This is a genomic window from Nostoc sp. DedQUE05, from assembly GCF_034530955.1.
Taxonomy (GTDB): Bacteria; Cyanobacteriota; Cyanobacteriia; order Cyanobacteriales; family Nostocaceae; genus Nostoc.
This window is the reverse complement of the sequence record NZ_JAVRCB010000016.1, coordinates 88,399-110,609: the sequence shown is the minus strand read 5'-3', so window position 1 is coordinate 110,609 and position 22,211 is coordinate 88,399. Positions and strand designations below refer to the sequence as shown.

Below are 22,211 nucleotides of genomic sequence, written 5' to 3'. Positions count from 1 at the left end.
AACGGACTCAATAGTTAGCTAAAGTCCGCTTACAAGGAGCAATGAAAATTCCTTTTCCCCATTCCCCATACTTCGACTGCGCCCTAAGCGTAGCTATGCCGCAGGCTTTACGGCTACGCTCAGGACAAACTCAGTACAAGTTCCCCATCCCCTTCTATATATTTGAGATTCCACAAACAAGCTTTTGGTAAAGAATTGTAATCCAAAATCCAAAATCTAAAACCCAAAATTCGCATGAGTCCCTGACTACGGTAGTCTAGATGAGAGTGAATTTATCGCCTCCTTTGATATATTGTTTTATGACTTCAGTTGTTTCTAGTCCCCCACGCACTATTCGGATCGGCTCACGTAAAAGCCAACTTGCTCTGGTTCAGACCTACTGGGTACAAGAGCAACTACAGAAAAGCTTTCCTGATATCACTTTTGAAGTCCACACCATGTCTACCCAAGGCGATAAAATCTTGGATGTAGCATTAGCTAAGATTGGCGATAAAGGACTTTTTACTAAAGAACTTGAACTCGGAATGATCGATCAAGAGATTGACTTTGCAGTTCATTCCCTTAAGGATTTGCCGACTCACTTACCAGAAGGGTTAACGTTAGCAGCAATTACTGAACGAGAAAACCCAGCAGATGCATTAGTGGTGCATGAAAAGCACAAAGATAAACAAATCGATACATTGCCAGAAGGTGCGGTAATTGGTACATCTTCTCTACGGCGGTTAGCACAGTTACGCCACCATTTCCCTCACTTTACCTTTAAGGATGTGCGAGGAAACTTAATTACACGGTTGGCAAAACTGGATGCAGGTGAATACGATGCTTTGATTTTGGCAGCAGCAGGATTAGAAAGATTGGGAATGGGCGATCGCGTTCATCAAATTCTCCCCAAAGAAATCTCCCTCCACGCGGTTGGACAAGGAGCTTTGGGGATAGAATGCCGTGCTGATGATAGTGAAGTGCTATCTCTACTCAAAGCAATTGAACATACCGAAACACGCGATCGCTGTCTTGCCGAACGATCTTTTCTCCGTTCTCTAGAGGGTGGATGTCAAGTACCTATCGGTGTAAATACAGAAATATCTGGTGATAATTTAACTTTAACCGGGATAGTCGCCAGTGTAGATGGTCAAAAGTTTGTCAAAGATACCGTCACCGGACTTGCCAATAACGCCGAAGCACTAGGCACAGAACTAGCAGAACTGTTGCGAAAACAGGGCGCGCAAGAAATTTTATCAGAAATTTTTGCGGTGATTCAGCGCGGTTCCTAAGCAATTGGGCAAGCCGATGTGATTAGATAATAATTGATCGCCGTTGCACTGATGTGCCAGACGCGACTTGTCGCGTTGGTCGGGATTTCAAAAAGTTAATTTGACAATATTGACTCAGGGAAGCAAAAATTACCATGCGGATTCTATTTGTTGCAGCAGAGGCAGCACCAGTTGCGAAAGTAGGAGGAATGGGTGATGTTGTCGGGGCATTACCCAAAGTCCTGAGAGAAATGGGGCATGACGTGCGGATATTCTTGCCTTACTACGGCTTCCTGCCAGACAAAATGGAAATTCCCTATGAACCCATTTGGTGGGGAGATGCGATGTTCCAGCACTTTGCAGTGTATGAAAGTGTTCTGCCTGGTACTGATGTTCCCTTGTACTTATTTGGACATCCGGCCTTCATGCCGCGCCGCATCTATTCTGGAGATGATGAAGATTGGCGGTTCACATTGTTTGCTAATGGTGCAGCCGAGTTCGCCTGGAATTACTGGAAGCCAGATATTATCCATTGTCACGATTGGCATACAGGAATGATTCCCGTATGGATGCACCAAGATCCTGATATCACCACAGTGTTTACCATCCATAATCTGGCTTATCAAGGGCCGTGGCGTTGGTATTTAGAAAAAATTACTTGGTGTCCCTGGTATATGCAAGGACACAACGTCATGGCGGCGGCGGTACAATTTGCCAATAAGGTAAATACAGTTTCGCCTACCTATGCCGATCAAATCAAGACAGCTACTTACGGTGAAACATTAGAAGGTTTGCTGTCTTTTATTAGCGGTAAATTATCTGGAATTATCAACGGGATTGATACCGAAGTTTATAACCCAGAAAATGACAAATACATTGAGCAAACCTTTACTACTGATACTTTAGAAAAACGCAAAGCCAATAAAATTGCTTTGCAACAAGAAGTAGGATTAGAAGTCAATTCCAAAGCCTTTTTTATTGGGATTGTTACCCGATTAGTGGAACAAAAAGGGATTGATTTGATATTGCAAATCCTCGATCGCTTTCTATCTTATACAGATGCCCAGTTTGTGCTGTTGGGGACAGGCGATCGCTACTATGAAACTCAGATGTGGCAATTAGCATCTCGCTTCCCCGGACGCATGGCAACTTACTTACTGTATAACGATGCCTTGTCTCGCCGGATCTACGCTGGTACTGATGCCTTCTTGATGCCTAGCCGTTTTGAACCATGCGGTATTAGCCAAATGATGGCTTTGCGTTACGGTTCTGTGCCGATTGTCCGTCGCACAGGTGGATTAGTTGACACTGTAACTCATCACGACCCTGAAAATGCTGCTGGTACTGGTTATTGCTTCGATCGCTATGAACCGTTAGACCTTTTCACCTCTATGATCCGAGCTTGGGAAGGCTTCCGTTTCAAACCGCAATGGCAAGAACTACAGCAACGTGGCATGAGTCAAGATTTTAGCTGGTATCAATCTGCCAAGCAGTACGTGAAGTTGTACAGGTCAATTTTCGGTTTGCCAGAAGAAGAAGAGGAGACACCAGAACCAAAGTTAGTTTTAAACGAAGCAGTCACCAGTAGTAAGTCCTAAACCGCCAGTAGAGGCGTACAGATGTGCGTTTCTACTCCTAACTTTAAATAACTCAATTTGCTAGTTATGGATTCGGGCGATACCTTCTCTACGAGACGCTACGCATAGCAAGATCCCCAAAGGGGTACGGTGAGCTTCTGTAAGAGACGCTGCCCCAAAGGGGTACGCTAACGCAAAACTTTTCGGTTTACTGAAATTGAAATCTGGTTTAGTATTGTACTTCATGAACCTGCAATCTGCTGTAAAGAGGCGTCATTGTGCTTAGTGAACGCGAGAAGATGTTGGCAGGAGAGCTGTATAACAAGCTTGACCCTGAACTAGTCCGCGCTCGCGACCGGGCGCGGGACTTGTGTCAAGACCTCAATGCCATGCGCTTTTCCCAACACGAGGAGCGTCAGCGCATCCTCCAAGAACTGTTGGGCGCAGGAGGCGAGGACGTGTGGATACAGTCGCCATTCTTCTGCGACTACGGGTTCAACATACTGATCGGGATGAAGTGCTTTTTCAACTTCAATTGCGTCGTACTCGATGTCTGCCAGGTCAAAATCGGAGATTACACATTGTTTGGCCCGGGGGTGCAGATTTATACTGCCACCCACCCGCTTAACGCAAAGTTGCGCCGCCAGCAGGAGTTCGGCAAGTCGGTTGAGATCGGCTCTGACGTGTGGGTTGGCGGCGGGGCTGTCATTTGTCCGGGCGTGACAATCGGTTCGGGGTGCGTCATCGGCGCGGGTAGCGTAGTCACCCACGACATTCCTGCCGGGGTGTTAGCTGCTGGCAACCCCTGCCGTGTTATCCGGGAAATAACGGATATCTAGGTTCAATATAACTTTTGAATTCTAACTTCTAACTATTGAGGACTTGTTGCTTTCGCCCTAATTAACCAATCACGATCGCCAGTACAAATTTCCCGCCCAGACGAATCTCCTAAGCGGTCTAGCGCTAATAAACAAGCGTATTTCAAATCCCAAATCGGCGTATTTAAGCAAATTTTGATTTCAGGAATCGCTCGTGAATCACCCAATTCACCAAGAGCGATCGCACACGCAGCACGAGATTTCTGAAACTGGGGTTCGCGGTTGTGCAGGTTTTCTATTAATAAATCGTAGGCGGGAGCATATTTCAGCCAACCGAAAAGTTTCATCACATGATAATGAGCGCCATAGTCGTTATATGCTTTGTCGCTATAAGTTGTTAACAATGCTGCTGGTGCTTCTTGTGCATAGATATCTAGTAAGGTTTTTGTCGCTAAATAGCAACGTCCAAAATCGGTTTCGTAAAGTTCGTTAATCACAAAATCCAGAACAGGGGTGGCGTCATACTCATGTACTAGATCGAGGTCGTTGGGACGATCGTAGAGTACTTGCTCTAAGTAAGGTTGAATTTCTGTAAAGGTAATTTCACCACTGGGAACGCCTGCATCCAAAAGCATCCGCAATGCTCGTAACCGGAATACCAGAGATACTGGACAACGAGCGATTTCTGGGATGGCTTTGTAGTAGCAAGAATCAATCAAATCTTGAATGCAACCGCGTCGTGCATTGACGCTAGAACTTTGCAGTAGCGCCATTACCTCAGTAATTTGGGAGTAGTCACCCGTGAATCGACAAACTGTAGCGATCGCCGCACTACGAGTAGGTTCATCCTCAGATAAAGTAAATTTTCGTACACGTTCAAGGGACGGTTGATAGTCAGCGTTAGCTAAAGTGTGAATAATGACTCGATAGATTTGACCTGGTTTATCCAGGAGTTGCGCCACCTCTTCGAGAATTTCTGGATCTTTAGTCCCGATTTCTCCGATCGCCCATACGGTATTTTCAACAGTATAAATATCATCATCTTTAAGACATTGCCTAATTACAGGTAAAGCTGATTGTGCCTGCAATCGCCCCAGACTTTCCACAGCTTTGCGTCGGACAATGCGGTGGTCTAACTCATCAGGGTTACTGTTTTCAATCGCCCGCACCAAAGCCGCGATCGATTGCTCAGTCGGGAAGTTAATTAAATGGGAAACAGCAATATACTTATCAGAAGCGTCTTCGAGTTGTTCTAATGGTGTATCGATAATTGCGATCGCTTCTTCTTCTGTTAAGCCAAACATTTTAAAAAAACGTTTATCCATTGATCTGTAAATTGCTCTTGGATAATTGCTTTGAAGTCACTTTTACTATCGTACTAGGGACTGGGTACTAGTTATTGGGCATTAGAAAATAATGTAGTTGAGTTAGACTTTTGAAGATTTACATCAAAAAGCTTTACCAGTGGTAACGCGATCTGAGAAGATCGAAACATATACATTTGTCAGCTATTAGTTAGTTGTCTCTCTTTAACGAATAACCAAATACAAACATTTTTGGGAACACCATCGCACATCATTCATATAAACACATATTTAGGAAACAAAACTTATGGATGAAACTTCAGAACTCACAACAACCGATAACGTAACCGCTCAAGATGTAGCAGAAGTGATTGCAGAACTTGAGCAATATCGGGAACGTCTAGTTCAAGAAACTACGGAAACGGCAAAACGGGCTAAGTTGAAGAAAGTAAGCGTTATGGCAAACCTGGAGCCTGAGCTTGCCAAGATTGATTCTGCCCTCCAGGAACTCCGTAATCAGCAAGCTGCGCTGAATGGCAGCAACTAGTCATTTGTCTTGATAATTTAGCTAGAGATTATATGCTCAACTCCGAAACTCAATCCGGGACAGATTCGTTAAATCTGTCCCATGCAGAAACTGACGCTTTATTTGCAGTAGTGAGTGAGCAATTAAGCTTAAACACCTTCAACTCGGATGACCAAGAGCTAGTAAAGCGGATGGTTGAGAGTATGGGAGACTCACGAGGCATGGTTAGGTTGAGTTTTGCAGAGGCTTTGGGTAAAATCGGCAAACCAGCGACCCCTTTATTGATGGAAGCTGTGGCAAATCATCCCAACCCAGTTGTGCGGAGAGCCAGCGCTAAAACCTTGACACTGATTGCTGACCCGATCGCAGTTCCGACTTTGGTCAATGCCCTGTTAAATGATGAAGATATGGTGGTCAAAACCTCGTCGGTGGGGGGGCTTGCCAAAATAGGTGAGGCAGCTGTACCAGCATTGCTGAAAATCTTAGCGTCAACCGAGTATCCAGAAAGTGCCAAAGGTCATGCCGTATGGGCGTTAGGATTTATTGGTGCAGAGGCGAAGGAGCATTTATATCGAGAGATTAACTCCGACTCCGCTGAAGTTCGGGCTGCGGTGGTGGGTGCGATCGCTAAAATTGCTCAAGAAGGCACTCAAGAAGGAGCATTTAATATTTTAATGAACGCCCTCAACGATCCATCTGAAATTGTCAGGTGTGAAGCCGCAGCAGCTTTGGGTAGCCTGACTTATCGTTCCGCAATTCCTAGCCTTGTTGAATTACTACATCATCCCGATTGGGAAACCCGAAAAGCAGCAGCTCTGGCATTGATGAAAATTGGCGATGGTGCTGCTTTAGAACCCCTGCAAGCTGCATTAACTGAGGAAGAAGAAGCGGGGGTTCAGGCGGTGATGAAGTTGGCAATTTCTCAAATTGAGAGGCAGTTAGAAGAGGAAGCTTGGGAATAAGGCGATGGACATTTTCCATTTGAGCGCATAATTAGCGATCGCTACTCTCAGTTATATTTAATCACTTGATCTAATCGGGGCAAAGCGCTCACTGCTGACTCTCGAACATACGGATCGACAGATTCATCATTTGTCAATGCCGTCAGCACTTCCACCCCACGGATATCGCCCATCGAACCGAGTGCATTGACGATCGCCACAGCTACCGCCACATTATCTATTGTTTTCAAAGCTTCAGTCAAAATCTCAAAGGCAGGAGATCCAATCTCACCCAGTGCCATTACGGATGCAATATAAACAACTGGATTTGGGTCATTAAGCGCTGTTTGCAATCCCTGTAAGCCCTCATTCGGGAAGGGAACATCGGGATGATTAGCAGCAACCTGTGCTAGGGCTTTAGCACAACTACCCCGAATGGTTGCATTATCACTATTTACTAATGACTCTACCAGTAGCGGAACAGCATCTGTCCCAATAGCACCCAGTGCTTTTACCGCAGCTCGACGATAGGTGACATCTTCTTCATCTAAAATACCCATCAGCCGAGGAATGGTATTTTCATCACGGACATCAGCCAGTTCCCACATAGCTCGTTCCCGCAAATTGGGATTGGGATGTTTTAATTGTGCAAATAGAGAATCTATTGTCATAAAAGAAAATTTCCCTGTTTAAATCCCCCAAGTTCAATCATTAATTACGAATTACGAATTACAAATTACGAATTATTAACAACAGAGGGACTCTTGGTCAATCACCCAACCTGATACAGGCAAAGCAACAGACTGAGAGTCCCTAAGTTTTAGAGTATGACGATCGCTCGTCTACGTCTAGTCAATCCCTATGACTATGAAAGGGAGTTGATTACGTAGTCGAGGAGATTGCGGAACTCAACCAACGCTTGAGGAGACAAGTCGCGAGGAGCGCAAGCGCGATCGCGAGTATAAGTCAATGCGGTAACGTAGGGAGCGGTGGGCAGATTCAAAGAGCGATAAACTTCGCGAGCACCTGCAATACCCCACTCATCCAGAGGGCCAGTACCGCCCACAACTAAGCTGTAGTTGATCAAGCGTAGGTAGTGCTTGATGTCGCGCAGGCACTTGTCTTTCTTAACTTGAGTGTCGCCAGCTTCACCTTCTTGGCTCAGGAAAGGATATTTCTTGAATGCAGCATCATAACCTTCCTTAGCTACAGCATCGATACCAGAAGCTAGCTTTTCAGCAGCTTCTAAACGAGCATTAGCACGTTGAATACTACCTTGAACGGATTCTAGATCGGAGGTGGTTGGAAAACGACCTGCTGCATCAGCAGATCCAATAACTGTAGTGATAACTGATTTCATTGCTTTTTATACTCCAGATTAGATTTGATCGAGTTTTAATTTCAGTTTGCTTGGCTAATAGCCTTTAACCATGAGCGATTAGCTCAGAGCAGAAATAACGCGATCGAAATAGCTAGCAGCTTCAGCAGCTAGAGCAGAGCAGTCGCCTTGAACAACTTCTTGTTTGCGGAATCTTTTGCCAGCGTTAGCTTCAGTGTTGGTGTTGGTGATGTGAGCAACGCTGATCGCTTTCAGGATTTGGAAAGCCCGTACAGAAGATCCAGTGGGTACGCCCAAAGCTGTGTAAGTTTCTTTCAGACCGTTCAAAGCGCGATCGTCCAATACGGAAGAATCACCAGCCAACAATGCATAAGTTACATAGCGCAGAACGATTTCAGCATCGCGCAAGCAAGCAGCCATCCGACGAGTGGGGTACAAGTTACCACCAGATTGAATCAAACCTGTGTTTTCACAAGCAATCCCAGCAATGGCATCAGAAACCGCACAGCTAGCGTTGCTGGCGATCGCATTCACTGCATCAAGGCGCTTGTTGCCTTCAGCGATGAAAGACTTAAGGGCTGCTAAGTCAGCACCACCGATAGGAGCGGTTTTAGCATCAGCTGAAATTACAGCTCTGGAAAAAGCATCAAGAACCATGAGTTCTCCTTAATATTCACAAATGGCGGATATTATTTTTGGCGTGTTTTCAAGCAGGTTAACTGCGAGTAGCCAAACAAAAACATAGGGGATCGATAGTACCCTAGTCTTTACTATGAGAGAGAAAGTAATAATCTGTAATATTTACCTGGAATTTGCTTTCCCGATCGAGAAATCAAGTTTTAGCCGAAATTGAGCAAAAAAATTAAGACTTACGCATTTTGATGGAACTCTCCCATTGCGTAAGTCTTAAGGAAAAAATTTTGTTTTTTAGTCGATCAAGCTTGTTTTAACAAATGTTTGACCAAATTATCTTTCACCATCATCTGCCGTAAAACTTCTAGTAAAAATTCTTGAGCCTCTTGTTGACTCAAATTTTTTACCTGATCTTTCAAATTTTGTAAGCGAAACTGTTGCTCTAAAGTTAATTCGACTGGAAAGTCCATCATTCACTCCTGTGATTGATTGAATCGAAAAGTATTTGTTGTTAGTGGAAGACGATCGCTTTCTACTAGTTTAGCACTTGGATATTAAAATGTCTACATTGTCAAGCTATAAGAAATCAGAGTCATAAAAGTTTACAATTACATGACAACATATTTGTCCCTCCCTTTCTAGGGTGTTTATTGAAGCTGACCACTAATCGCTGTAATGTTTAGAATGTTTATATACCAACTACTCTAAAAACAAAGACCTCGTAAAACATCATCCGCAGGAGTAATAAGTAGGAGTCAGAAGATTGATAGACGCAATGGAATTTTTTCAGCTAAGTGCTGGTAAGTGGCGATCGCAACGTGCAACTCATCATCTGGCGTTCAAACGCTCAGAGATAGGAGAATCGGATATACAGGTAGAAACTCTCGATGCTAATCATCCCGAAATCATTGAATTGTGCCGCTATCATGAGATTGACCCCAGCCTTTGTGTCGGTGGTTCGCGTGTGCGTTGGCTAGGGACAATGGCCTGGGATCGAGAGGATGAGGAGAATCATCAGGGGAAAACCATATTTGCGATCGTGCCTGATGGCGATAATCCAAGGCAAGGCAAATTACTCCGTGAAAGAGGTTATGCGGAAATAGTGCCTGTAGTTGGTCTTTTTCACATGGATGATGAAGATGGACTAGTATTGACAACCGAATATGAAACAATGAGTTCCATTGAGCGATTCTGGTTCGCCAGCCCAAATATGCGACTAAGAACCAGTACAGTCAAAAGGTTTGGCGGCTTTAGCACCGCATCGTTTTGTTCCGAAAGCCGCATTGATTCTGTTGAGGCTTCTAGCTCAGAAGAAGTAACAGAAAGACAAGGAGCAGATATTTTGGAAAAAAGACAGTTTTATTCAGTTTTGGGCTGGTGAATGATTCTTAAGCAGAGCGATGCTTTTACTCGTGGGCAAGATTATCTGCGTCTGGTACAGGGGCTTGCCCTAGAACCGGGTATGGTGAATGTGTTTGATAACCTGCGCGATCGCATTCCCATTTGCACTTGGATCGGTGAAAATATTAACGCTGTGAACGCTCAGATCAACACCTATCTAGAAGTTTGTCATCAGTGTTTTCATCCCCAAGAGCGTCGCCACATCCAAATTTTTGCAGTCCCCATAGCTCAATCTTTTGGCATAGATGGACTGTGCAACATTCTCACAAACCCAATCACTATTCTGGTAGATGTTGGTCGAGTTGCACCTAAAGACTGGTTTGGTGTAGTCGTCCATGAATACGCCCATGCCCATCTAGGAGAGTTTGGTCACAACGAGCAGTTTGCTAGCATCCTATCTCATTTATGCTTAGGACTGGGATTGGAACCACCCTACTGGGAGGCAGGAATGGAAGCAACTTTGCGTAGCTGGCCTTACTGTAAATCAACCATAGATCCCCTGGAATTTTGGATAGGTCGCTGAGTCGCCGAGGGAGGCAGGGGGCAGGGGAGATGAGGGGACAAGGGGACAAGGAGATAAACAAAACTCTTAACTCCTAACTCAGCACTCCTAACGCCCAATGCCCCATTCCCAATGCCCCATGCCCAATGCCCAATCTCCTATATCCTATTAATTTCTTTTGCTAAATGTTAAAAATTATTGCTTCAGTTCAAAAAGGTGAAACTGAATCTCCTAATCTAAAATATGTGAATAAAATTTTTTAGTCATTTACGTAGTCATTAAGCTGGAAGTCTGATTACCTATTTTTCTTGATTAGCTATGGGTTGAATCCAGCAAACTAATCATTTATACTACGAATACTTAAATTTCCCTTAGTTAAGTTTCGTGAAATTTTATCAGAATCTGAAGTTCTGATACAACTACTCCCTTAATATGTGATTAAAAGTTGTTAACTTTAATTAAGAACATGGAGGCTTTAGAGTGCCACTTCCTCTGTTAGAATATAGCCCTTCAAGTCAAAACCAGCGTGTAGCTGCGTATGAAGTACCTGGTGATGAACAACCCAGGATTTTCACTACTGACAATATACTTTCTCCGTCAGATTTAGGCGATCTGATAGAAGCAGCATATCGTCAAATTTTCTTTTATGCCTTTGCTGCCGATCGCGAAACATATTTAGAGTCTCAACTCCGTAATGGACAAATTACAGTACGGGACTTTATTCGTGGGTTGGTGCTTTCCAATACCTTTAAGAAAAGCTTCTACGACCTCAACAATAACTATCGTTTTGTTGAGCAAGTAATTCAGCGGGTTCTAGGACGCGATCCATACAACGAGCGGGAAAAAATCGCCTGGTCAATTGTAGTCGCTACCAAGGGTATTGTAGGCTTTATTGATGAAGTGCTCAATACTGAAGAGTACCTGAGCAATTTTGGATACTCCACAGTGCCTTATCAGCGCCGTCGGATACTCCCATCCCAATCTGAGGGTGAGTTGCCATTCAACATCAAATCTCCACGATACGAAGATTATCACCGTGCCAAACTGGGTTTCCCCCAAATCATTTGGCAGGTCGAAGTACGCAGATTCCTCCCACAAGAGCAAAAGCCCAAGGCTGGCGATCCAGCTTTATTCTTGGGTTTGGCACAAAGTATCAATGCAACTGGCAATGCTCCACAACGGATCTCGCCATACAATATTGATATCGAAAAGTCTGTACCTTATCGGCAACTGTCAGGAATTAAATAACGATTTGTGGTCGGTGGCTGGCTAGTACATCCATTCGATCGTTTTATAGCGTGCATAAGTCTTGGGTTATGTAGGAGTTTTATTTAGATATAACTAAGTGAAACAAACTCTATCCCATGTCTAATGCACGCTAGTTGTTAATGGGGATTGGGCATTGGGCATTGGGCATTGGGCGTTAAAGTGTAGTTCGTCTTTTTAGCATCTCTAAAAGTTTTGTGAAGTGGGCGGGAGGAGTCGCTGTCACCTCAATCAACTCCTCAGATAAGGGATGCTGCAATTTGAGTCGCCAAGCGTGTAGTGCTTGACCAGGTAAATTTACACCCACTGAATGACCAGAACTATAAACTGGGTCGCCGACAATGGGATGACCGATTTTGCTGCTGTGGACGCGAATTTGATGGGTGCGTCCAGTTTCTAATTGAAAGTGAATTAAAGTGAAGTTACCAAGGCGTTCTAATATTTTCCAGTGAGTGACGGCGACTCGTCCGCCTTGTTCGACAGGCATAACAGCCATTTTTTTGCGGTCTTGGGGATGACGACCAATTGGCAAGTCGATAGTGCCACTTTCAGTTTTTGGCGCACCGTAAACTATGCCCAAGTATTCTCGTCGTGCAGTTTTTGCTTTCAGTTGTGCTTGTAGATGATGATGGGCAATATCTGTTTTAGCGATCGCGATCGCACCCGTAGTATCCTTATCCAATCGATGGACAATTCCTGGACGTTGGACTCCGCCAATTCCTGGTAAATTGGGACAGTGAGCCAATAGGGCATTTACTAAAGTACCATCTGGATGACCGGGCGCAGGATGGACAACCAAACCTGCGGGTTTATTAAGAATAAGTAACTGGTCGTCTTCATAAAGGATATCTAAAGGGATGTCTTCGGCTTGCAGTTCTAAAGGTTGAACTTCTGGTATTTCAAGAGTGATGCGATCGCCTACCTTGACATTGATCTTCTTGGATGTGCAAACTCGATCGTTAAGTTGGACATTACCCTGTTCGATTAACTGTTGGATGCGGGAACGGGATAAGTCTGGTAATTCTTGGGAAAGGTAACGGTCAAGGCGATCGCTTTTGGTGTTGACGCAGTGTATCGTACTCTTAAGGGGAAGCAAGCTAGGTGTAGCATCTTCATGTGGAGTTGACAAGCGATCGCCCTTGGTGTTGGCAAAGCGATCGCTATTTTCTTGGATTTGTAAATTAAATTCGGTCACAATTGCTCTAGATTATTAATTCCCCTTCTTTAAGTAAAGCGCGGAATGCTTTAAATGGCTTCTCGTCTTTCTTCTTCTGCATCCTTGCCGTTCGCGTAGCGTGTCGCAGACAAGCTAATTAGTTATTCTAAATCTATAACTTCTTGCGGCAACTCAAATAAACCATCTTTCCCAGCTTTAAAGTCAATCACTTGATACACAGCATCAATATTTAACTCACCATAAATGTGAGGAAATAATTCTCCTATTTCAGCAGGTTCATAGCGAATTTCAGCTTGGACTTTATCAGAATCAATAAACAGTAGTACCAATTCTTTTTGATTATCAAAAAATCTCTTTGCAACCTTGAGTATTTGCGTGGACTTTGAACAATGTATAAAACCTTCACTGTCTAAAGAATCAGCGCGATATCTACCGATATTTTTTGCTTGTTCCCATTGTTGGCGTTTGGTAATGTGGAGAATAGTGTTCATAGAAAATCTAGGAATTACTGCATATTGTAATATTTTCAGGAAATCTTCTAAATTTGTAAAGTCTTTAATTACTTTGCTAGCACCTATATTTTTTAATTTAGTATCAGCTACTCCAATAAAAGCAATATTCAATCGATAGGCTGCTTTGACATCCCAAACACCATCACCTACAAAAACAACTTTATGAAATTTTTCAATTTGATAAACATTCTTCGCTTTGATAATAGCTGTCTTAATAATATCTTCTCGTGAAAGTGCATCATTAGCTGAAGCCAATGGAATACTTTCTATTTGTAAATTAGCTTTTTGAAGTTTTAATTTGGCAGATTCACACCAACCACCAGTTGCGATCGCAACACACCAATCAGGGTCTAGCTGTAATTTAACTAATACGTTTGCAGAACCAGGAATTTCGCTGAATAAATCTTGCTTGTTAATAAACGCTTCCTGGAGTAGGCTAACAAAACGTGTTTTGAGTCTAACTATCTCTTCATCTGAAGGAAGACGTTCTAATTTTTCTTTGAAAATTTGTTGGGTAATTCCAGAATCCGTCGTGTATGCGTATTCAGCCCAATTCGTATTTATACCAGAAATGCCAAATTCCAAAGCAAAAGCACGTACAAAACAATTTTCATCAATTTTGTTGGTATTGGTTAGTGTACCATCAATATCAAAAACGACTAATTTCATACTAGCGATCGCTAAATATTATTCTTTAAAATTTCATACCCAGACGACAAAATACAAATTTTTGATTTCTGCCTTTAAGGAAGATAATTCTTCTATAAATTAGGCGGAATACAAATATCCGGTGCGCATAAACCCGGAAATTTAAGCGTTATTACTTCAAAAGTATTCAAATCTACGCGGCGGATGGCGTGGTTATTTGTATCAGCAATATATAGATATGAATTTATAGCACTCAATCCCGAAGGTTCAAAAAACCGAGTGTTCTTACCTTGACCATCTTGTAAACCAGCAGTACCATCTCCCAAAACTGTTTGACAATTCCCATTAGGGCTAACTAATTTAAGTTTATGGTTATAAGTATCTGCCACCCACAAAAAATTCTGCGCGTATTCCACTCCTAAACAGTGTTGTAAACGGACATCTTCACCTTGTCCATCTACATCGCCAAAACCGAACAAACCCCCACTACCGCAAACAGTTCTTACTTGATACAGTTCGACAATTCCCACACCACGAATTGAACTAACTTCACTGTCAGCAATATATAATTCTTGCTCATTATTAGTAATACCGCTAGGTTGAGCAAAAGCAGATTCAGTAAGTGAACCATCAATACACGCTTCTGCACCAGTACCAGCATAAGTTTTAATGATGCCAGTTTCTAAGTCCATTTGCCAAATTTGATGCGGCCCAGCCATTGCAATAAATAGAGTATTTCCTACTTTCACTAAATCCCAAGGAGAATTTAGCGCGGTTTCTAAACCAGCACCGCCATGAGGATTGATATTACGGCTTTGTTCGCCAGTTCCCGCAATAGTTTCAACGATTTGGTGCTTGAAATCAACTCGCCGCAGCGCATGATTTTCTGTATCAGCAACATAAAGAATCTGATTTTCGGCATCATAAGCCATTCCTTGTGGTGCAAAAAATTGTGCTTCGCTAAACGAACCATCGGTTAACCCAGATTTTCCAGTACCAATTAAATGTAGAATTTCTCCGTCGAAACTACTCATAACTAGGCGATGATGTCCAGAATCAGCAATGAATAAACCCATTTGAGTAGCTAGAACTTTCCCAGGAAAAGCTAAAGGTGTGATTAATGGTTGGCGCTGTTTTTCTAAAGTTAAGCTGATTTCTTGGAAATTAATTGTGCCTTTGTCTTGGTGTTGCTGAATTAACTTTTGAATCAACTCATCTAAAGTGTCACGATTTCCTTCACCAGAAATCTGGGCGATCGCGTAACCTTCTGGATCGATAATTATTAACGTAGGCCAAGCACGCACAGCATACTCTTCCCAAATCCGAAAACCTCTATCAACTACAACAGGATGTTCAATGTCGTAGCGCAGGATAGCTTGGCGAATATTTTCTGTTTCCTTTTCGTTGTCAAATTTGGCAGAATGTACGCCAATAACGGTAAGACTAATTTTATATTTTTGTTCTAAATATTTCAGGTTTGGCAAAATATGCAGACAATTGATACAGCAGTATGTCCAAAAATCTAAAATTATGACTCTACCCTTAAATTGTTTAAGAGACAAAGGTTTATCGGTGTTGAGCCAAGAGTAATTTTGCGGTAATTCGGGCGCTCTGACACGGGGAATCATAAAGTACACTTTGTTCTTAGAGGATATTTATACTAATTTTCTGAAATAGGCCGATGAAAAATAATGATATATTACCGTGTGTTGCTAAGTAAGTAGACACAATTAAATGTAAGATGTCATTGCGAGCGAAACGAAGTGAAGCAATCTCAGTCTTTGCGATTGCTTCACTTCGTACCCTTCGGGAACACCAAAGGCGAACGCAATGACGAACTATTTTATATTTATATCTACTTACTAGAAGCTTACACAAAACCAAATTTAAGTTTAATTACAGGAGAATTAGATATTTAAACAGTAAATATGAAGTCAGAAACCCGCAATGTATTATTCCAAGCTTACGCACAATTACAAAAAATCATTGATGAGTTGTACCTCGCTCCTGACAGAGCAATAGCAAACAATGATTTTGATGATGCTAGCTTGCTGGCTAGTAGAGCAGATATACTTTATGAAGAAGCCTAAAATTTGGAAATTGTGATTTCAGAACAGGAGCAAAGATGAAAACAATTGAAGAATTAAAGACTCGTATTCAAGAACTCAGTAAACAAGCTGTTGAACTCAGGCAAAAAGCATCTGAAGTATATTTAACTAACCAAGAGCAAGCTAAACAGTTTAGGCAACAGGCAAGAGAAGCCAGTAAGCGCTGCCAAGTATTAATACAAGAGTTAAAACGCCAACAAGTTTAAAGCTAAAAACTGGCTAGTCTTGAGAACTACGAATTTCTAACTTTCAGGAACCGCATAAATTAGAAATGTTTTTAGCGTTGCACCCGACCCCTTAATCTCTTAAAAACTTGGTTCCCATCGCCACCAAAGTATTGATTAACTTCAAAATATAGGGTTAGTTGCAATTTAACAAATGAACTTTTAGAAAATTTACACTTTGAAAGGACTTGACAAACTAACTACTAAGGATTTGTCAGTCTGGGTACAACAAGCTAAAACCCAGGCTAAACAGGGACGAGTTATCGATCGCATTCCGCAATTAGCTTTAGCTAATCCTGGTTGGTTTGCAGTTCATATCTGCTGTGAATCTGGATACACCATCAGCTTTGGGGATACAGCTTGTGTGTTCCCGCTAATGAGTGTGATTAAGACATTTTCTCTACTTTATCTGCTAGAACATCTCGGAGCAGAAACTGTTTTTGGCTGGGTTGGGGTGGAACCATCAGATGCACCCTTCAATTCTTTAGAACAATTAATTAGCGATCGCGCCCATCCCCGCAACCCGATGATTAATAGTGGGGCAATTACCCTGTCTGAGAAGTTCCCAGGACAGAACGCTAATCAACGCACTCTCTTATTTTGTCAATGGCTCAACCAATTAGCAGGTTGTCAACTAAGCTTAGATAAGGTGATGCTAGCTTCAGTGCGATTAACCCGTTCAACAGCCAATGAAGCGATCGCTAATTATCTCGCCGAAGCTGGTCATCTCGAAAATATTGAAACAGCACTTGACACATACGAGCAAATATGCTGTATTTCTGGGCAAGTTGAAGATTTAGCCTTGTTAGGAAAACTGCTAGCTTGTGAAAATAGCTATTTATCAGCACAAAACCGCCGGATTGTCAATGCTGTGATGTTAACTTGTGGACTTTATGAAGCTTCTGCCGAGTTTGCAGTCAGAATTGGTTTACCAATGAAATCAGGAATTGGTGGTGGGCTTGTAGCAATAGTACCAGGTGAGGGAGCGATCGCTTGTTATAGTCCAGCTTTGGATGGTGTAGGAAATCCGGTAGCGGGTCTTGCTTTTGTTGAGGCTTTAGCACAAGAGTTGCAGCTGAGTATTTTTGGCTAAATCCTGTTTTTGAATAGGCAGAGAAATGATAAATTCTTGTCAGCACTTCGACAGGATGGGTAATGGTTCGACTCGTCAAAAAAGCTTGGTATATTTTTGAGAACCACCCTTTTCGGCTCAATTGTACGACGGCGATATCACCGGAAACTGATGGAAAATTTGCATCTTGAATCTGGAAAGCCAGATTAATCCTAAGTAAAATAAGAGTCAATACTTACTTAGAATTCCCAGTTATTCAGTAAAAGCAAAAATTTGGAAATTTTCTAACACATATTTCTGAGTCCGATGACGCAGAAGAAAAGTGATTTATTTCACTTCTCTGCTGCCTCTACCAGCCTTCAAGGTATAACTAAATCTTGTTTTTTATGGCTGTTGCACTTGTTTTTCGGGTAATTCAGCAGAAGGTGTTGGCGTTACCTCTGCCTGTGGTTCTAGTGTTGGCGTAATAATTTCGGGTGCTGGAGACTCAATAATCTCTGGCAGCGTTGGTGGCAAACTAGGAGATGGGGCAACTGTTACTTGGGGAGTAGGTGTCTTGGTCGTTCGACGGTTGAAAAATCCGCCAAATCTAGATTTTGTTGGCTGAGGCGTAACTTTTTCGGGTAACGGCGTTGATTCGGGAGTTGGTATTACCTCCGGCTGTGATTCTGGTGTTGGCGTAATAATTTCTGGTGTCGGAGACTCAATAATCTCTGGCAGTGTGGGTGGCAAACTAGGAGATGGTGCAACTGGTGCTTCTGGGGTAGGAACTTTACCAGCCCCACGATTAAAAAATCCACCAAATCTAGGTTTTGTTGGCTGAGGCGTTACTTTTTCAGGTAACGGTGTTGATTCGGGAGTTGGTATTACCTCTGGCTGTGGTTCTGGTATAGGAGACTCAATAATTTCTGGTGGTGTTGGGGACAAGCTGGGAGTTGGTGTAGCTGTGGGAACTTCTAATTTTGGTTGTTCTGGCTGTATTTTGGATTGTTCTAGAATTTCAGTTTCTGGAAGCGGCTGTTTTTCTACCTTAGGCTGTGTTGGGGGTGTTTTTTCTACAGAAGGTGTGGGTGTGGGTTTAGGTGCAAGTTTATAATTCGGGTCTACAATAGGGCGCACCTCATCTGCTGTGAGTTCTCCTCTGACAATTCTCGACAAAGTGTCTTTACCCTTTGGCTGGTAGTCAATCAATCTAACTGTGGTATTGAAAGCATTTTTGACAGCATTTCCCTGATTATCGAGAAATTCTAGCTTTATCCAGTTTTTCCCTGGACGGAAGCCTTTAAGATAAACTGCCTGCCAGCGATCGAAAATAAAGCTTTCACCATTAATAGTGGAGCGGATGCGCCAATCACTGAACTCGTCGTTGGGGTTTTCCTTACCAACAAGGTGCAGAGGAGCGTTAGTTAAGTAAAAGTCCAGTAAGATTGGTTCTGCCCCGTAGCTACTTTGAGGACGACTATAAGTTAGCAGGGGTAATTTAGGATCTGGGGTGTTGTCGTCGGTTTTAGTGAAGACGTGAAATGTTGTTTGGGCATAAGCGCCTTCATTCTTAAAGCTTTCATGCCAGGGACGAGAGGCAAAGACACGCAAGGTATGACTACCTGGAGACAAGTCTGGCAAAACTAAGGGCTGATTCAGGTCGTAAACAGGTATATAAGGTTGATTATCCAGAATTACGTGTAAATGTGGCCCCAATTGTAATTGTGGGTCTTTAAATATCGGTAGATCCTTAACCTGAAAACTGGCTGTAACTTTATTGTCTTGAAGAACTTCATCAAATTTTGGAGTAACAATTGTTACTTGGGGCTGATAAACTTCCAAAGTTGGACGCAGTTCTTGAATAACAGATGGAGGGGAAACTTCCGAAAATTGCTTTGAAATTTGAGAAATCTTGGGGGAGTTTTCTTTATAACCAGTAGATACTTCCTGGCTGTCGGCTTTCTCGCCGCAACTGGTCAAGCTTAATACCAGCACTAATATCATTACCCACCTGAGAATCGGAAACCTCTGAGGGAGGAGCTTCTCTAACACCCTTTTCTGCCACGAGTTCATGCGTTGCACCCAGTGATAGTCTTCAACAATTGACAGATTATTTTGGCTCAAACTGTCCATCTGGAACTATAGCCCAAAAGGTGAAATCTGCCTCACATCCCATAAGTTTTCCTTTGTATCTCATGAAATTTTAAAATAAGTCATATTCTTTACAACGTTTTACTTGCAAAAATTGAAATATGACATAAATGTTCATGAGTAATCGCAGTAAAAGTTGGGACATCGGTTACATACAGTCAAATCATAAATTTTACGAATTGTTATTGTTTGTAAATTAAATAGCTAAACTATTGACTTTTGGACAAAAACTTTGAAGTTAAAAGCCAGTTAAGGCATGAATTTCAGCAATATTTGAGCAAGTTTGAATTATTGTTAAAATATCTCTAACAATGTACAAGTGAAGACTTTATAATTCAACGAGAAACAACAATCCACATAGGTCTTCATCGCGGCTTCAGCAAAATGGAATTTGCGGTAATGGTTAACTTTGTGGTATTCATGATTCCTCATTCCTTATCAAGAGAGGAGGTCGAATGACAATAAGTCCTCCGGAGCGAGAGGAAAAGAAGGCAAGAGTAATCGTCGATAACGACCCGGTTCCAACGTCTTTCGAGAGATGGTCACAACCAGGGCACTTTGACAGATCCTTAGCCAGAGGTCCCAAAACCACCACATGGATTTGGAACCTGCACGCACTCGCCCATGATTTTGATACACATACAAGCGATTTAGAAGACATCTCCCGCAAGATATTCTCAGCCCACTTCGGCCACTTGGCTGTAGTGACAATCTGGTTGAGCGGGATGATTTTTCACGGGGCGAAGTTTTCTAACTACGAAGCTTGGTTAAGCGACCCTCTAAACGTTAGACCAAGTGCCCAAGTCGTTTGGCCCATTGTTGGACAAGACATTTTAAATGGTGATGTTGGCGGTGGTTTCCACGGTATTCAAATCACCTCTGGTTTGTTCTATGTATGGCGTGGCTGGGGTATTACCAACTCCTTCCAGCTTTACTGCACAGCGATCGGTGGCTTGGTACTAGCAGGCTTATTCCTATTTGCCGGCTGGTTCCACTACCACAAACGCGCTCCCAAATTGGAATGGTTCCAGAATGTGGAGTCGATGCTGAATCACCACTTGCAAGTATTGCTAGGTTGTGGTTCCTTGGGATGGGCAGGTCATTTAATCCACGTGTCCGCACCGACCAACAAGCTTTTGGATGCAGGCGTTGCTCTCAAAGACATCCCCTTGCCCCACGAGTTCATCTTGAACAAAGACTTGTTGACCGAGCTGTATCCCGGCTTTGCTGCTGGTTTAGCACCTTTCTTCACCTTGAACTGGGGTCAGTATGCTGACTTCCTCACCTTCAAGGGCGGTCTGAACCCAGTAACAGGCAGCCTATGGATGACGGACATTTCCCATCACCACTTAGCGATCGCAGTTCTCTTTATCGTTGCTGGTCACCAGTACCGTACTAACTGGGGTATCGGTCACAGCATTAAAGAGATCCTAGAAAACCACAAAGGTCCTTTCACCGGTGAAGGTCACAAAGGTCTCTACGAAAACTTGACCTCATCCTGGCACGCTCAGTTAGGAACTAACCTGGCCTTCTTGGGTTCGCTGACCATCATCATCGCGCATCACATGTACGCGATGCCTCCGTACCCGTACCTGTCAACCGACTATGCTACACAGTTGTGCATATTCACCCACCATATGTGGATTGGAGCCTTCTTAATCGTAGGTGGTGCGGCTCACGCTAGTATCTTCATGGTGCGGGATTACGATCCTGTGGTTAATCAAAACAACCTCTTGGATCGGGTACTTCGTCATCGAGATGCAATCATCTCTCACCTAAACTGGGTGTCTATATTCCTTGGCTTCCATAGCTTTGGGTTGTACATCCACAATGACACGATGCGTGCCTTGGGTCGTCCCCAAGATATGTTTTCGGATACAGCAATCCAATTGCAACCAGTTTTTGCCCAGTGGGTACAAAACATCCACACCTTAGCTCCTGGTGGCACTGCTCCCAATGCCTTAGAACCAGTTAGCTATGCGTTTGGCGGTGGAATCTTAGCGGTAGGTGGCAAAGTGGCAATGATGCCCATTGCTTTAGGTACAGCGGATTTCATGATCCACCACATTCACGCATTCCAGATCCACGTCACTGTCCTAATTCTGTTAAAAGGATTTCTGTTTGCCCGCAGCTCTCGTCTGATTCCAGACAAGGCAAATCTAGGCTTCCGTTTCCCTTGTGACGGTCCTGGTCGTGGCGGTACCTGTCAAGTGTCTGGTTGGGATCATGTGTTCCTCGGACTTTTCTGGATGTACAACACAATATCCATCGCAATTTTCCACTTCAGCTGGAAGATGCAATCAGATGTCTGGGGAACCGTAGATGCAGATGGTGCTGTGACTCACATCACTGGTGGTAACTTTGCCCAAAGTGCCATTACCATCAACGGTTGGTTGCGAGACTTCTTGTGGGCACAAGCTACACAAGTCATCAATTCCTATGGCAGCGCGCTATCTGCCTATGGTCTACTCTTCTTAGGCGCTCACTTTGTCTGGGCATTCAGCTTGATGTTCCTGTTCAGTGGTCGCGGCTACTGGCAAGAATTAATTGAGTCCATTGTTTGGGCGCATAACAAACTGAAGGTAGCACCAGCAATTCAGCCTCGCGCTCTGAGCATTATTCAGGGTCGGGCTGTAGGGGTAGCTCACTACCTCTTGGGAGGAATTGCCACAACCTGGGCATTCTTCCATGCACACATCCTTTCAGTAGGGTAGCAATCAGTTGTGGAGTGCTGAGTGCTAAGTGCTGAGAAAATACTCAAAACTTGGTACTCAGAACTC

The 22,211-nt window shown here is 43.2% G+C and carries 22 protein-coding genes and 1 pseudogene; 13 read left to right on the top strand and 10 right to left on the bottom strand.

All coding sequences use genetic code 11. From position 1 onward, the window contains the following. The first annotated feature begins 299 nt into the window (after positions 1-299). The 3 genes from hemC (at position 300) to RMZ42_RS14430 (ending at position 3,666) form a co-directional block, all read left to right on the top strand. Positions 300-1,271, top strand: a complete 972-nt coding sequence (gene hemC / locus RMZ42_RS14440; protein WP_322672029.1) for a hydroxymethylbilane synthase — start codon at positions 300-302, stop codon at positions 1,269-1,271. 134 nt (positions 1,272-1,405) lie between these two features. Further along, entirely contained in the window at positions 1,406-2,848 is a 1,443-nt protein-coding gene (glgA, locus tag RMZ42_RS14435; RefSeq protein WP_322672028.1) for a glycogen synthase GlgA, read from the top strand. Positions 2,849-3,105: 257 nt separating this feature from the next. Beyond that, on the top strand, positions 3,106-3,666 hold the full coding sequence (locus tag RMZ42_RS14430) for a sugar O-acetyltransferase (protein ID WP_322672027.1): 561 nt from the start codon (positions 3,106-3,108) through the stop codon (positions 3,664-3,666). Between the two features lie 32 nt (positions 3,667-3,698). On the opposite strand, the gene RMZ42_RS14425 is transcribed toward RMZ42_RS14430, so the two are convergent. Then, the gene (locus RMZ42_RS14425) at positions 3,699-4,970 is read right to left on the bottom strand and encodes a HEAT repeat domain-containing protein (protein WP_322672026.1); all 1,272 of its coding nucleotides are present in this window, start codon (positions 4,968-4,970) and stop codon (positions 3,699-3,701) included. A 286-nt stretch (positions 4,971-5,256) separates the two neighbouring features. Between RMZ42_RS14425 and RMZ42_RS14420 the strand changes: the two genes are divergently transcribed. Further along, on the top strand, positions 5,257-5,496 hold the full coding sequence (locus tag RMZ42_RS14420) for a hypothetical protein (RefSeq protein ID WP_322672025.1): 240 nt from the start codon (positions 5,257-5,259) through the stop codon (positions 5,494-5,496). A 32-nt stretch (positions 5,497-5,528) separates the two neighbouring features. Then, the gene (locus RMZ42_RS14415; protein ID WP_322672024.1) at positions 5,529-6,437 is read left to right on the top strand and encodes a HEAT repeat domain-containing protein; all 909 of its coding nucleotides are present in this window, start codon (positions 5,529-5,531) and stop codon (positions 6,435-6,437) included. A 47-nt stretch (positions 6,438-6,484) separates the two neighbouring features. Here the strand turns inward: RMZ42_RS14415 and RMZ42_RS14410 are convergent, their stop codons facing one another. The 4 genes from RMZ42_RS14410 to RMZ42_RS14395 all read right to left on the bottom strand — a co-directional run bounded on the left by RMZ42_RS14410 (position 6,485) and on the right by RMZ42_RS14395 (position 8,861). Further along, complete coding sequence (locus tag RMZ42_RS14410; protein ID WP_322672023.1) at positions 6,485-7,087, bottom strand: HEAT repeat domain-containing protein; 603 nt, start codon at positions 7,085-7,087, stop codon at positions 6,485-6,487. Positions 7,088-7,281: 194 nt separating this feature from the next. Then, positions 7,282-7,776 carry a bleomycin hydrolase gene (locus RMZ42_RS14405; RefSeq protein WP_322672022.1) on the bottom strand — a complete coding sequence of 165 codons (495 nt, stop codon included), beginning with the start codon at positions 7,774-7,776 and terminating at the stop codon, positions 7,282-7,284. A gap of 78 nt (positions 7,777-7,854) precedes the next feature. Next, positions 7,855-8,412: a bleomycin hydrolase gene (locus tag RMZ42_RS14400; protein WP_322672021.1), complete on the bottom strand. Its 558-nt coding sequence runs from the start codon at positions 8,410-8,412 to the stop codon at positions 7,855-7,857. Between the two features lie 278 nt (positions 8,413-8,690). Further along, entirely contained in the window at positions 8,691-8,861 is a 171-nt protein-coding gene (locus tag RMZ42_RS14395; RefSeq protein ID WP_242060871.1) for an NblA/ycf18 family protein, read from the bottom strand. 302 nt (positions 8,862-9,163) lie between these two features. Here RMZ42_RS14395 and RMZ42_RS14390 point away from each other — a divergent pair, with 302 nt between their 5' ends. From RMZ42_RS14390 to RMZ42_RS14380, 3 genes are all read left to right on the top strand, one after another. Further along, complete coding sequence (locus RMZ42_RS14390) at positions 9,164-9,769, top strand: phycobiliprotein lyase (RefSeq protein WP_416211813.1); 606 nt, start codon at positions 9,164-9,166, stop codon at positions 9,767-9,769. After that, positions 9,770-10,312: a hypothetical protein gene (locus RMZ42_RS14385; protein ID WP_322672020.1), complete on the top strand. Its 543-nt coding sequence runs from the start codon at positions 9,770-9,772 to the stop codon at positions 10,310-10,312. It begins immediately after the preceding gene. A 459-nt stretch (positions 10,313-10,771) separates the two neighbouring features. Further along, entirely contained in the window at positions 10,772-11,539 is a 768-nt protein-coding gene (locus tag RMZ42_RS14380) for a phycobilisome rod-core linker polypeptide (RefSeq protein WP_322672019.1), read from the top strand. A gap of 175 nt (positions 11,540-11,714) precedes the next feature. Here RMZ42_RS14380 and RMZ42_RS14375 read toward each other — a convergent pair whose 3' ends face one another. The 4 genes and pseudogenes from RMZ42_RS14375 to RMZ42_RS14360 all read right to left on the bottom strand — a co-directional run bounded on the left by RMZ42_RS14375 (position 11,715) and on the right by RMZ42_RS14360 (position 15,522). Continuing rightward, the gene (locus RMZ42_RS14375) at positions 11,715-12,632 is read right to left on the bottom strand and encodes an RluA family pseudouridine synthase (RefSeq protein WP_322672068.1); all 918 of its coding nucleotides are present in this window, start codon (positions 12,630-12,632) and stop codon (positions 11,715-11,717) included. Positions 12,633-12,874: 242 nt separating this feature from the next. Further along, positions 12,875-13,225 carry a DUF952 domain-containing protein gene (locus tag RMZ42_RS14370; RefSeq protein ID WP_322672067.1) on the bottom strand — a complete coding sequence of 117 codons (351 nt, stop codon included), beginning with the start codon at positions 13,223-13,225 and terminating at the stop codon, positions 12,875-12,877. Positions 13,226-13,345: 120 nt separating this feature from the next. Beyond that, positions 13,346-13,915, bottom strand: a pseudogene (locus tag RMZ42_RS14365) (HAD family hydrolase); the annotation flags it as partial. 92 nt (positions 13,916-14,007) lie between these two features. Next, the gene (locus tag RMZ42_RS14360; RefSeq protein WP_322672018.1) at positions 14,008-15,522 is read right to left on the bottom strand and encodes a thioredoxin-like domain-containing protein; all 1,515 of its coding nucleotides are present in this window, start codon (positions 15,520-15,522) and stop codon (positions 14,008-14,010) included. Between the two features lie 135 nt (positions 15,523-15,657). On the opposite strand from RMZ42_RS14360, the gene RMZ42_RS14355 reads away from it, so the two are divergent. The 4 genes from RMZ42_RS14355 to glsA all read left to right on the top strand — a co-directional run bounded on the left by RMZ42_RS14355 (position 15,658) and on the right by glsA (position 17,319). Next, on the top strand, positions 15,658-15,813 hold the full coding sequence (locus RMZ42_RS14355; RefSeq protein WP_322672017.1) for a hypothetical protein: 156 nt from the start codon (positions 15,658-15,660) through the stop codon (positions 15,811-15,813). A gap of 9 nt (positions 15,814-15,822) precedes the next feature. Continuing rightward, the gene (locus tag RMZ42_RS14350; RefSeq protein ID WP_322672016.1) at positions 15,823-15,984 is read left to right on the top strand and encodes a hypothetical protein; all 162 of its coding nucleotides are present in this window, start codon (positions 15,823-15,825) and stop codon (positions 15,982-15,984) included. 35 nt (positions 15,985-16,019) lie between these two features. Then, entirely contained in the window at positions 16,020-16,208 is a 189-nt protein-coding gene (locus RMZ42_RS14345) for a hypothetical protein (RefSeq protein WP_322672015.1), read from the top strand. 196 nt (positions 16,209-16,404) lie between these two features. Further along, a complete protein-coding gene (glsA, locus tag RMZ42_RS14340; RefSeq protein ID WP_322672014.1) occupies positions 16,405-17,319 on the top strand; it encodes a glutaminase A in 915 nt (304 codons plus the stop codon). Between the two features lie 363 nt (positions 17,320-17,682). Here glsA and RMZ42_RS14335 read toward each other — a convergent pair whose 3' ends face one another. After that, the gene (locus tag RMZ42_RS14335) at positions 17,683-19,353 is read right to left on the bottom strand and encodes a hypothetical protein (RefSeq protein WP_322672066.1); all 1,671 of its coding nucleotides are present in this window, start codon (positions 19,351-19,353) and stop codon (positions 17,683-17,685) included. A gap of 533 nt (positions 19,354-19,886) precedes the next feature. On the opposite strand from RMZ42_RS14335, the gene psaA reads away from it, so the two are divergent. Next, positions 19,887-22,145, top strand: a complete 2,259-nt coding sequence (gene psaA / locus RMZ42_RS14330) for a photosystem I core protein PsaA (protein WP_322672013.1) — start codon at positions 19,887-19,889, stop codon at positions 22,143-22,145. Positions 22,146-22,211 lie beyond the last annotated feature (66 nt).

What these genes read in the sequence shown, in the direction of transcription:
- hemC (WP_322672029.1), top strand. Translation starts at nt 300, where the DNA reads ATGACTTCAGTTGTTTCTAGTCCCCCACGCACTATTCGGATCGGCTCA.
- RMZ42_RS14420 (WP_322672025.1), top strand. Translation starts at nt 5,257, where the DNA reads ATGGATGAAACTTCAGAACTCACAACAACCGATAACGTAACCGCTCAA.
- RMZ42_RS14385 (WP_322672020.1), top strand. Translation starts at nt 9,770, where the DNA reads ATGATTCTTAAGCAGAGCGATGCTTTTACTCGTGGGCAAGATTATCTG.
- RMZ42_RS14350 (WP_322672016.1), top strand. Translation starts at nt 15,823, where the DNA reads ATGAAGTCAGAAACCCGCAATGTATTATTCCAAGCTTACGCACAATTA.
- RMZ42_RS14370 (WP_322672067.1), bottom strand. Translation starts at nt 13,225, where the DNA reads ATGAACACTATTCTCCACATTACCAAACGCCAACAATGGGAACAAGCA.
- glgA (WP_322672028.1), top strand. Translation starts at nt 1,406, where the DNA reads ATGCGGATTCTATTTGTTGCAGCAGAGGCAGCACCAGTTGCGAAAGTA.
- RMZ42_RS14335 (WP_322672066.1), bottom strand. Translation starts at nt 19,353, where the DNA reads ATGAACTCGTGGCAGAAAAGGGTGTTAGAGAAGCTCCTCCCTCAGAGG.
- RMZ42_RS14425 (WP_322672026.1), bottom strand. Translation starts at nt 4,970, where the DNA reads ATGGATAAACGTTTTTTTAAAATGTTTGGCTTAACAGAAGAAGAAGCG.
- psaA (WP_322672013.1), top strand. Translation starts at nt 19,887, where the DNA reads ATGACAATAAGTCCTCCGGAGCGAGAGGAAAAGAAGGCAAGAGTAATC.
- RMZ42_RS14395 (WP_242060871.1), bottom strand. Translation starts at nt 8,861, where the DNA reads ATGATGGACTTTCCAGTCGAATTAACTTTAGAGCAACAGTTTCGCTTA.
- RMZ42_RS14390 (WP_416211813.1), top strand. Translation starts at nt 9,164, where the DNA reads ATGGAATTTTTTCAGCTAAGTGCTGGTAAGTGGCGATCGCAACGTGCA.
- RMZ42_RS14345 (WP_322672015.1), top strand. Translation starts at nt 16,020, where the DNA reads ATGAAAACAATTGAAGAATTAAAGACTCGTATTCAAGAACTCAGTAAA.
- RMZ42_RS14400 (WP_322672021.1), bottom strand. Translation starts at nt 8,412, where the DNA reads ATGGTTCTTGATGCTTTTTCCAGAGCTGTAATTTCAGCTGATGCTAAA.
- RMZ42_RS14360 (WP_322672018.1), bottom strand. Translation starts at nt 15,522, where the DNA reads ATGATTCCCCGTGTCAGAGCGCCCGAATTACCGCAAAATTACTCTTGG.
- RMZ42_RS14410 (WP_322672023.1), bottom strand. Translation starts at nt 7,087, where the DNA reads ATGACAATAGATTCTCTATTTGCACAATTAAAACATCCCAATCCCAAT.
- RMZ42_RS14405 (WP_322672022.1), bottom strand. Translation starts at nt 7,776, where the DNA reads ATGAAATCAGTTATCACTACAGTTATTGGATCTGCTGATGCAGCAGGT.
- RMZ42_RS14415 (WP_322672024.1), top strand. Translation starts at nt 5,529, where the DNA reads ATGCTCAACTCCGAAACTCAATCCGGGACAGATTCGTTAAATCTGTCC.